The organism is Pseudofrankia asymbiotica (assembly GCF_001983105.1).
Classification (GTDB): domain Bacteria; phylum Actinomycetota; class Actinomycetes; order Frankiales; family Frankiaceae; genus Pseudofrankia; species Pseudofrankia asymbiotica.
In genome coordinates this window covers 1-11,156 of sequence record NZ_MOMC01000136.1, presented here as the reverse complement: position 1 = coordinate 11,156, position 11,156 = coordinate 1, and the positions used below count along the sequence as shown (strand labels likewise).

The window sequence follows — 11,156 nt, the reverse complement described above, 5'->3', positions numbered from 1 at the left end:
GCACCCAGCCCCGCCACATCGAAAGCACCCGCCACAAGCTCAAGCGCCTCGTCAGCCACCACATCCTCACCGAGCCCGAACCCGGCCTGTTCGTCCTGCCCGACGGACACCCCCACCCACAACCGACCCACCAGCCACAGCAGACCGAAACCTGACGACAACCGACGGAACGTCCTCTTACATCTACCCGGCCCGTCGCCGCAGGTCGGCTAGGTAGCCGACCAGGCGTTCCAGAACATCCTCAAACTCAGCCTCAGAGATTTCACAGTCTTCAAACTGTCCGTACATGTCCTTTATTTCAATCGCATCTTTTGACATCCTGACCACGTGTGCGCTTGATGTTCCTAGCGAATATTCATAGCCGTACTTCAACTCCATCTTACGCCACTCGACGAGATATTCCTCAACAAAATCAGAACTCAGTCCAAATGGAATTATCAGTGTTTCTATTGCGAGCCTAAGATTGTCCGGAACTCCGGCGGGAGCGAGAGGCGTCACCAATTCATCATCATCCAGCCGAAACGACCAGAAGCCGTGGTCGMCCACCGACGACACCTCCTAGGGAACAAAGACTGGGAAGAACGTTGAAGGAGCATAGACGCCGGATRCCACCTTCTCCAAGAATCCGGTCATCTTGATGCCACGATACACCCCCTGGACCATTGTCCCACCACGTTTGTAGGTCCCGGCGTCGAAAAGATATCTTCCGGCCTCTGCTATATCATCCGCAGTCCAGTTCTCGGGGAAGAAGGTATGACCGGCGCGGGCAGACTTTACGATCAGTTGCCCATCCTCCAAGATTGCACCGACTTGGCCCTTTACGCGGACCACACCGTTCGGTCCGGTCTCCAGCTCGCCGTTGATGAACCGGTTGGCCGGGATCCCACCCGACTGTTCAGGGTGCAGGTGCCAGCCTCCAAAGGTGCCGTCCTTATTGACAAGGCCACGCAGCACATGTTCAAGTGCTCGATCTGGGTCGTCGTCGCCTGCGGAAGGTGGGGCAGGAGGAGGCGTACTACCACCCCCGTCTCCAGCGCCGCCGGTTTCGAGGGCGCTAGTTCCTGGCTGATCGGAAGCTTGGGGCTGCAGGTCGCTGATGCACTGGCCCGGCGTGACCTCCTCGCAGGTGGGGAAGTCGGTTCGCTGACCGGCCCAGAGGTCGCCCGGTGTGAGGTCGACCGAGAGCCTGCCGGGAAGCTCCGTGATCGGGGTGTCAGTGGCCGGGTCGTAGGCGGGTCCGGTGTGGGGATTGGGGTCGACGACGATGTCATCGAGGATGTTTTTGTTGGGGTCCACCTTGGGGCCCGGCGGGTTGCAGGTCGTGCAGCCGCCACCGCGACCTGAGCTACCGCCCRATCCGGGACCAGGACCAGCAGGGCCACGACCTGCGCCACTGCCRGGCGGGGTCGTAGTGCAGGTCTTCGTCTTCGAGCAGGGTGGAAGGGATGGGCCATAGATCCTTGTTGTGGGTTGTGTCTGGGTTTGGGGCTGAGTCTGAGTCTGGGTCTGCGCCCCTCCGCCGAAGGCGCTATTTATGGCCAGGTAGGTCGCACCGACGCCGAGCTCGCCTAGCAATATTGCTTTATCGGCGACCTTACCAATAGCGTTAATGGAGTTATTAGTATAGGCCGCTTGGGCATTCCATACACTTTTCGCTATGCTGGCCGTGTTATTCGCGCTGGTGACTACAGATCCAACAACAGCGCCGATGATCRCATTTCCGGCCGCCGCGTTCAATTTTTTAATGGCACCCAGTAGCCCGTAACCAGTCGGGTCGCTGTAGGCGAATGGGTTGGCCGCGGCGTAGGAAAATTTGTTGTCTGCGGCGGTGCCGGTCCAGGGAAGAGCGGCGGCGTCTCGGCTGAGGAAGGTTCCGGTGGTGGGGTTGTACCAGCGGGCTTCGGCGTTGACGAGGTGGGTGTCGGGGTCTGTCCAGCTGCCCTGGTAGCCGATCTGGAGGTTGGTGTTTCCGGTGGTGAGGGGCTGGCCGAAGGGGTCGTAGTTCTTGCTGTCGGTGAGGGCGGTGCCGTCGGTGGTGAAGGCGGCGACGGTGTCGCCGTGGAGGTTCTGCAGGGTGGCCCAGGCGCCGTCTTCGGTGCCGGCGCCGATGAGGAGACCGGAGGGGTCGCGGGCGTAGGCGGAGTTGCCGTCGATGGCGGGTTCTTTGTCGAGGCCGTTGTAGAGGAACTGGCCGGTGGTGTTGCGGGTGGCGATGCGGTCGAGGCCGTCGTAGGTGTAGGTGGTGGTGGTCGGGCCGGCGGTGTGGGTGGTGAGCCGGTCGAAGGCGTCGAACGTCGTGGTCGTGGTGGTGGCGCCGGCGGTGCGGGTGGTCTGGGTGCCGCGGGCTGTGTAGGTGGCGCTGCCGTCGGAGGTCAGCCGGTTGCGCTGGTCGAAGGTCGCTGTTGTGGCGTTGACCGCGGTGCGGTTGCCGGCGGCGTCCCAGCCGTAGGTGGTGGTGGCGTTGGACGGGTTCGTCCAGGAGGTGAGCCGGTTGGCCCAGTCGTAGCCGTAGGTCTGGGTGCCAGCGCCGGCGACGCCGGCGCCGGTGATGGTGGTGGAGGTCAGGTTGTCGTTGTCGTCGTAGTCGTAGGTCTGGTCGCGCAGGGTGCCAGACGGTCCGGTCAGGGTGTCGTCGGTGAGTCGGCCGAGCTGGTCGTAGCCGTAGGTCTGCACGGCGCCGGTGCCGCCGTCGTAGTCGATGGAGGTGAGCTGGCCGGCGTCGTCGTAGTCGTAGACGCGGGTGCCGCCGGTGGCTGCGGCGCCGACAGCGGTGAGTCGGCTTCGGGCGTCGTAGTAGTAGTCCGACCAGGTGCCGGGGTCGGCGCGCTGCAGCATCCGGCCGTCCTCGTCGTAGACGAAGGAGGAGGTGCCGCCGTCGCCCCAGGCGTCGGCGACCAGGCCGCGGTCGTTGTAGCCGAACTCCTGGATGCCGGACGGGGTGTTGATCTGGGTGACGTTGCTGGTCAGGTCGTAGTCGAGGGCACGGGCCGCTGCGGTGGCGCCGCCGCCGGAGCCGGTCTCGAGGGTCAGGCGGCCGAGCTGGTCGTAGGTACGGCTGCGGGTGACGCCGCCAGGCTCGGCCAGGGTGACGGGCAGGCCGCCGGCGTCGTAGCTGGTCTGCCAGGTCCGGTCGGCCAGATTCGGGTAGGCCGTCGTCGACGGCTCGATCGTCTTCTCGGGCAGGCCCAGGCTGTTGAACGTGTAGACGGTGGCGTTGTTACGGCCGTCGGTCAGCCGGGTCAGGTTGCCCGCCGCGTCGTAGCCCGCCGAGGACGTGATCGTCGTCCCGGAGGAGACGGGGATGGTGATGGTGCGCTGCTGGTCGAGCGCGTCGTAGGTGGAGCTGGTGGTGTGGCCGTTCGGGTCGGTCTGGGAGATAAGGTTGCCGGCCGCGTCGTAGCCGAGGCTGACATCKCGTAGCTCGGTGTCGGTGTCGGAGTACTGGGCGGTGCCGGTCAGCCGGCCGGCCCGGTCGTAGGTGGAGCGGGTCGAGCGGCCCAGCGGGTCGGTCGTCGAGACGAGCCGGCCGGCGAAGTCGTAGCCGTAGGTGGTGGTCTTGTCGGCTTCGTCGTGGGTCTCGACGAGGTCGCCGGCACCGTTGTAGTCAGCGGTGGCCGAGGCGCCGGTGGAGAAGTTCGACGGGCGAAGGATCCGGGTGACCTGGCCGGCGTCGTTGTGGTCGATGTAGGTGGTGAAGGCCTGTAGTGGGTCGCGTTCGGTGGGCGAGGAGGCCCAGAGGCGGTCGAGGTCGTCGTAGGCGTAGATCGTCCACGCGCCGTCCTGGTCGACGGTGTCGAGCAGGTTGCCGGCGTCGTCGTAGATCATCCGGGTGACACCCGGGTCGGCCTGCCCGGTGACCTGCGGGTCGGTGACCGCGACCGGGCGGTCGAGCTTGTCGTAGGCGGTGGTCGTTGTCTGCCCGCGGGTGTCCGTGTGTGTCAGGACGTTGCCATTGTCGTCGTAGGTCCACGCCTCCGACGGCGTGGCCGCGGAACCGCCGGGTGGGGTGTACGACGGGTGGGTGACGTGGGTGGTCTGGCCGAGCGCGTCGTAGGCGGTGGTGGTGACGAGGTTGCGGGCGTCGCGGGTCTGGGTGACCTCGCCGAACGTGTTGTAGCCGACCTTCGCGGATGGCTGGTGGCTTGTGGCGGCGGCGCCGTTCTCCTCTACCTGCACCGAGGGGAAGGTGGTCTGGGCGAGCCGGCCGGCCTGGTCGACGGTGAAGCTGGTGGTGAACGCCGGGTTCGGCGAGCCGCCTGAGACGTAGCCGCGGGGATCGACGAGTCCGGTCGGCAGGCCGCGCTGGTCACGGCGGTAGGTGGTGACGAACGTCGCCGCGCCGTCCCCGAGTACCGTCGAGGAGGTCAGGCGGGAGGCGTTGTCGTAGCCGAACTCGGTGCGCACGGTGTCGGCGGTTCCGTCGGCGCCCGATGTCTGGGCGGTGACGTTGCCGGCGGCGTCGTGGTCGAAGGCGGTCCAGCGGTTGAGGCCTTCGGGGTCGACGGCGATCGAGGTGTTGAGGTTCGCCTGGTCGTAGCCGGCGGTGACGGTGCGCGTCCCACCGCCGGTGGTCGTGGTGGTCTCGTTGCCGGCGCCGTCGTAGGAGTGCTCGTCGAGGACGATGTCCCGGGTCTCGGTGTTCGACAGTTCGCCGACGGTGAAGTCCGGGACGTGGTAGCCGTCGCGGATGGTCTGGTGGAGCCGGTCGTCGGCGAAGTAGGTGTAGCTCGTCGTACGGCCGAGCGCGTCGGTAGTCGAGGCGAGCCGGCCCGCCGGGTCATAGGCCCGTGATTCCAGCAGCAGGTCGCGCGGGTCGGAGTCGGCGACCGGGTCGTCGACGAAGTCYTTGACCGTTGTGGTCGCGAGCTGGTTACGCGGCGTGTAGTCGTACTCGGTGACGGTGCCATTCGGGTCGGTCGACGTCGCGACGTTGCCGTTGTCGTCGTAGATCACCGAACTGGTCGCGGCGACCGGGCTGCCCTCGGCGGCGGTCGTGGACGTCTGCCGGTCGTCGCCGTCGTACTCGTAGGTGGTCGTCCGGGCGGTGTCGCCGCCGGTGGCGTCGGAGACGACGACCTGGGTGAGGTTGCCGTTGTCGTCGTAGCTGTTGGTCGTGACCCGAGTATGGGTCGTGCTCGTGATCGGGTTGGCGATGCCCGGTTCGGTGACCGAGGCGACGGCTGAGAGCTTCGAGTAGGTGAAGGTCGTGGTCAGCCCGGACGGGAAGCTGTCCGAGATCTCCCTTGAGGTCAGCCGCCGGCCGAGCTCGTCATAGGTGTAGTCATGCGCCAGGCCTGCCGGGTCGAGGTCATGGCGCAGGTCGCCCTTGGCGTCGTAGCTGTAGCTGGTCGTCTTGTCGCGGGCGTCGGTGGAGGTGGCCAGCAGGCCGGCGGGCACCGTCCCGCCGCCGACCGCTGCCTCCGTGCCCGCCGTGTAGGTCACGGCGGTCGTGCGGCCGGCGGGGAACTCGTCCGTGCCGGGGCCGGTGGTCGCGACCAGGTGACCCAGCGGGTCGTAGGTGTAGCTGGTCTGGAAGGTGTCGTCCTCGGCTGACCCCGACCGGCCGTCGCGGTAGGCGACGAGCAGGTCGTTGCGCGGGTCGCCCGGCGGGCCGGTGTAGTAGTCGTAGTACTCGCCGACGACCCAGTCGCCGGTGCGGGCGGTGAACCGGCCGAGCACGTCGCCGTGCTCGTTGGTCTCCAGCCAGACCCAGTTGCCGTTCTCGTCGACGATCTGGGACAGGAAGCCGTAGTCGTTGTAATCGAACGTGCGCTTCCCGGCGTCGTCGGTGCGGGAGATCAGCTGGCCCCAGGAGGAGTACTCCCAGTCCTCGGTGTCGCCGGCCGGGCTGGTGGTGCGCACGACGATCGTCGGGCTGGTCTGGATCTCCTCGTAGGTGGTGCGGTGGTCCAGGCCGTCCTCGATCCAGGAGACCGTCCCGTCGTCGTTGTAGCCGATCTTCGCGACGCGGTTCCCGCGTGGCAGGGTGATCTCGGTCAGACGGTCGTCGTCGTAGTCATACTGCGTCGGGTCTGGGCTCTGCGGGCCGGTGACGGTGGCCAACGTGTCGCCGTCGTAGGTGTATGTCCAGGTCAGCGGCCCGGAGTGCGCCGCCACGTTCGGGGTGGTGACGGTGGCGACGTGCCGGCCGTCGCCGGTCCAGGTGAACGCCAGCGACCGGCTGGTGGTGGTGTTGGCGGCCGAGGTCAGCTGTGAGTTGGCGTTGTAGGTCAGCTGGACCCGGTTGCCCGCCGTGTCGGTGGTCGTGACCAGTCGGCCGTCGGAGCGGAAGGTGTAGGACTGGCCGCCCTTCTCCGTCAGCTCGGTCGCGGCGGTGGTCGTGAAGTTGTCGATCCGCCCGGCGCCGGCGGCGCCGGCGTACGGCCCGGCACGGCTGCCGTAGATCACCGCCGAGTCGGTGACGGACAGGATCTGGCTGCCGTTGCGCTGCACCTTGATCGACGTTCCGGAGGTGACGATCGTCAGCGTGTCCGACGCGGTGCAGCAGGTCCCGGCGGCGGTCGCCACCGTGGTGTCGGTTCCGCCGACCCGCTTGATCAGCTGCCAGCTGTTCGAGGCGGGGACCGCCACCAGCCGCCAGTAGTTGTCCGCGTCGGCGACCCGGAACGCAACGCCCGTGCCGGCTTGCGCCACCGGTTCGGTGAAGGTGATCGTGCCGTCCGCGGCGGCGCCGACGGTGGTCAGGTTGTGCCCGCCGTCGGCGGTCGCCAGATAGGCAGCGTTGCCCGCGGTTCCCCAGGTGCCCGCAAGATCGGCCCATGCCTCGCCGTCGTCGGTCGCGCCGAGCCCGGCCGCGGAGTTCGCGTTGGTGTAGCTGTCCCGGTGCTGGTCCGCGGTGATCGCCAGCGAGTCGATCCGCCCGGAGCCGGTGCCCAGCGCGTACAGGCCGGCTTTGGTCGCGGTTGAGAACTGGCTGTCGGTGGCGGTCGCGACGACGCGGCCGTTGCGCAGAACCGACAGCTGACCGCCGGCCATCCGGACGCCGTAGGTGTCGTCGGTCGAGCAGCAGGCGTTGGGCGCGGTCAGGACCGTGGTCTCGAAGCCACCGACCCGTTTCGCCACCACGAGCGCGTTGGTGGACGGGTTGATGTACATCAGCCACATGTTGTCGATGTCCTGGACCCGGAACGCGATCCCGATCCGGTCCTGCAACACCGGCGCCCGGAAACCGATCGTGCCGTCGGACGGCGCGGGAATCACCGCGACACTGCGAAACCAGCCACCCGCCGTATCCAGGTAGGCCGCGTTGTCCGAGATCCCCCACACGCCGTCGAGGACCTGCCAGTCCTCCCCCGTGTCCGTCGTCCCGAGCGAGTTCGACGAGTTCGCGCCGGTGAACGACGCCACCCGCGGCTTGGACGCCTGCAGGAACGAGTAGTAACCACGTGGCGACTCATACGACCCGTCGCCGTTGCGTCCGAACTTGGCTATTCGGCCGTCCGCATAGCGCACCTGGAAGTCGCCCGAGCCGGCGGCAACCGGGGCTGCCGACACGTCAAGTCCGGATGTCCATCCCACACCGAACAACCCGTCCGCCGTATCCGCGCTGTTGTACGTCCGCGTCACGTTCAACAACGGGCCCGCGCCTTGGACCACGGCATCCGTCACCGACGACGTGTAGTTCTGCGTCATCGGATGGACCTGTGCCACCGCGGGCACATACGGGTTCCAGCCAAAGTCGGACCCAGCCGCCGACGGGACATTCGCCGGCGTCAGCGCGATCGGTGAGGTCCAGAAACTCTCGTACTCACCATCGCTGACCTGCGCGCGCCAGTAGTACGCCTGCCCCCAGCCCAGCGCCCCTGGTGGCGGAGACCAGGTGTTCGATTGCTGCCAGCCCGACGACCAGCAGTCACCGGAATCCGCGTCCGCTCCGGTGCACAGCTCGAACTGGTAGGACAACGGGTCCGGGCCGTCGTCCGGGTCCACCGCCGACACGACCAGCTCCGGCTGCAGCGTCGGCACCGCCGTACCCGACGCCGGCGAGACCCCGGCAATGGCCGGCGGGTAGTTCGCCGTGCCGCCCAGATCGACCCATGTGCCGGCCGCGGGTACGCCCTGGCCCGAGAACCAGGAGACCCCGACCTCCTCCATGTCCCAGCGAACCTGGTAGGTCCCGGCGGGCAGACCGTCGAAGTCGACCGCCGCCGTCACGTCCGTCGACTGGTCCGGCGCCACATTCACTGGAATGTCCGTCTGCAGACCTTGGTGAACGAGCTCCGTCAGACCGAACGCGTCATAGATGTGGTACGAAAGCTTGAAGTTGCCGTTTGCCGGCCAGGCTACCTGACCGGTGTTCGTCAACCGCACCACGATCTGCCCAGGGCTGGACGTGGTCGGCACCGCCGACCAGCCCGCCGTTCCCGACGGGTAGTCGTAGTCCGCCCCGTACGGCGTCCACTGGATCTCCAGACGCGGCCGCCAGTTACTGTTCGAATACTGGCTCGAGGCGAACTCCTTAAGCCAGCTCACATCCGAGTCAGACGTCGTGATTGCCAAACCGAAATTCGCCGTCGCGTCATGCGTCCACTTGTTGACCAGGCCGATCAGCCGCTGGTCACCGTCACCGATGAACTCCTGCGCCGCACCACACATCCCCGGCGAACCGTCATGCGCGAAGTTCGCCTGCGCGACCTGCTCACCGATCGGCGCCCCCGGCCAGGTCATGTTCCAGCCTGTCCACGGGATCGTCACCCGGTTGAGGCTCACCGGTCGCGGATCGCATCCACTCGCCGAGTGCGTGTTCACCAGCGCCACGTGCGCGGCGACGACCGTCGCGTTCGTCAGCGCGCTGTTCCCCGGGAAGTTCAGGTAGCCGCGCACCCGGTCGCCATTGAAGAAGCCAGCCCTGATGACGTCCGATGAGGCATAGACCGCCGACGGGTTCGCCGACGACACATAGGTGTCATCCACCTCCGTCGGCAACGTGAAGAACGGGTCGACCTTCACCGGGAACACCCGCTCCGGCGCCGCCAGCCACTTCGCGTCCAAATCCATCCGCAACGCCGGCTGGCCGCCGCCAGTCGTGAGGAGGCTGTAGGTGACTCCACCCGAACTCGCCGGAAGCCCCACACCGGAAGCGGGCCCGGAATCCTCCATGAAGCCCGGCGGGATCACCCCCCGCACCGTCCCGGCCTTGTCCACCAGATCCACCCGGCCATCCACGATCCGCGCGGTCAGGCCCTGCAGCGCCAGCGGATACACCCAGCTCGCCGGCGCCTGCGCCGACTTCAGAACCAGGGCCTCCTTCAACCCGCTCGCCGTCGGCCACAACTCCAGATCGGCGTCCCGGCCCATGTCGGCATAGGTCGCCTTCGCCCCGTCGACCTTCGCCGCAACCGGCTGCGCTCCCTCGATCCCGAACCCGAACGACACACCCCCACCAAGATCGACCTTGCCGATCTGGCCGTCGTCCGCGCGGGCCGCCACTTCGGTCGTCATCTCTGTCGACCGGGCACGCAGCCGGCCCCGGTCCCCCGCCACCAGCGACGTGTCGATGTCGACCCAGTTGCCCTTGGCGTCCTTGAACCGCTCCGCGCCCTCGGTCACCTCGGTCGTGTAGGTGCCATCGGGGTTATGGAAGACCTGCGTCGACGCGTCGCGTTTCCCCATCACCTCCACCCGACCGGCCTGCGGCTTCAGCTCCCCGCCCACCGTCGGCCGCTCGACGACCACCGTCTGGGTCTCACCGAGCTTCGCCGTACGCGGCTCCGACGCGACCGCGGCCGTCTGCGCGGACGACGGCGCCTGCGGCACGAACGGCTTGGCTGCCAGCACCTTGGGCGTCACCCCGGTCGTCGGCACCGTCCCCGGCAGGTCCGGCACCTGGTCACGGAGCTCGCCCACATCGGCCTTCGCAAGGCGTTGCGTCACGCTCGTCGGGACCAGATGTCCCTTCCCGTCGGCGCTGCCGTTCGTCGACTCGGGCAGCTTCACGTCGCCCTTGAGGAACGGGTTCTGATCCGCGATCGGCACCAGGTCCGGCTGCGTCACCCGGTCGATCACGACCAGCGCGACCATGGTCATGACCAGCACCGGCACCAGCAGCAGAGCGACTCGGCGCGTCCACCCGCGCCGCCGCCACATCCGACGGCCAAACGACAGAGGACGGCGCGACGACGAAGAACGACGCGGGGATTGGTGCCGGCCGGTCATCACAGCTCCGAACAGGTGCGCAGGAACAGGCACGAGCCACGCAGAACACGACCCCCGGGGCGCACAGCAAACCCGACGGCTAAACACCGACCCGGACGATCACCGCAACCCCGTCGAGGAACACCGGGGCAGGGACAAGGGCAGGCACGGCAGGCCCGTCGAAACGCGCGCGGCAAAGCACAGAGCGCGCAAGGCCTGGCCGCACCGGCCACGGGATATCCGGGTACGGCACCACCTGCCACCGGCAGGTGGTGAAAACCGGCGACGACGCCGGTGACCTGCCCTGTTACCAGCCTGCGAACAGYCAGTGACATGCGGGCAGCACAGAACAGCTAAAGAGTGCGGAGAAATGACAGCGAGCGGCCGGCACAGCGTCGTGCACAGCAAGAACCCCCRCCACCGCCCGAGATGAACCCAGGACGACAGACGGGAGAACGACGGCCTACCCGGGCGACCGAAGCTGCCCGAGCAGTGCGCCGCAAAGCATTGCACGCCTCACAGCCCACTCACAAGCAGTTCCCACACATCCCTGTAGAGGATCAACGCCAAGGGTCGAAACCCCTTGTCCCTCAAGGGAAACACGCGCGCGGCTACCACCGCCGCAGCCGGGCGTCAACGTCAGGAAGTACTAGTCCGACGACGGACCATCCGCGATTTCCGCTACTCAGAGCGAGCATCGTTACCCAGAGAAACGATCAGCCAGCCGCACACGGACCGAGACGCCGGAATCACCGTGGAGTACGGGATTTCTCATCAACCGCTGGTCAGGCCGCCCATGGTCTGCCATAGTGACTCACCGCCCCCAAACTACCCCGCGCCAAGACCATGACAACGACATACCCGCTCCGCCATTACCGGGTCTTCGAAGTTAACCGGGGTGGGCGTGGGTCCCGCATTCGGTTTGGTGACTGTGCGTGATGTTGGCCTGGTGTGGCTTTGTGTGCCGGGCGTGGGACGCTGGCGCGTCGTGACCTGAAAAG

2 protein-coding genes are annotated in these 11,156 nt (G+C 67.1%); both read right to left on the bottom strand.

Annotation, left to right across the window (positions count from 1 at the left end):
- Positions 1–183 precede the first annotated feature (183 nt).
- Positions 184–546 (bottom strand): hypothetical protein, encoded by a 363-nt coding sequence (locus BL253_RS42080; RefSeq protein ID WP_131831699.1) that lies wholly within the window; start codon positions 544–546, stop codon positions 184–186.
- A 12-nt stretch (positions 547–558) separates the two neighbouring features.
- Entirely contained in the window at positions 559–10,047 is a 9,489-nt protein-coding gene (locus BL253_RS38275) for a DNRLRE domain-containing protein (protein ID WP_241835525.1), read from the bottom strand.
- Positions 10,048–11,156 lie beyond the last annotated feature (1,109 nt).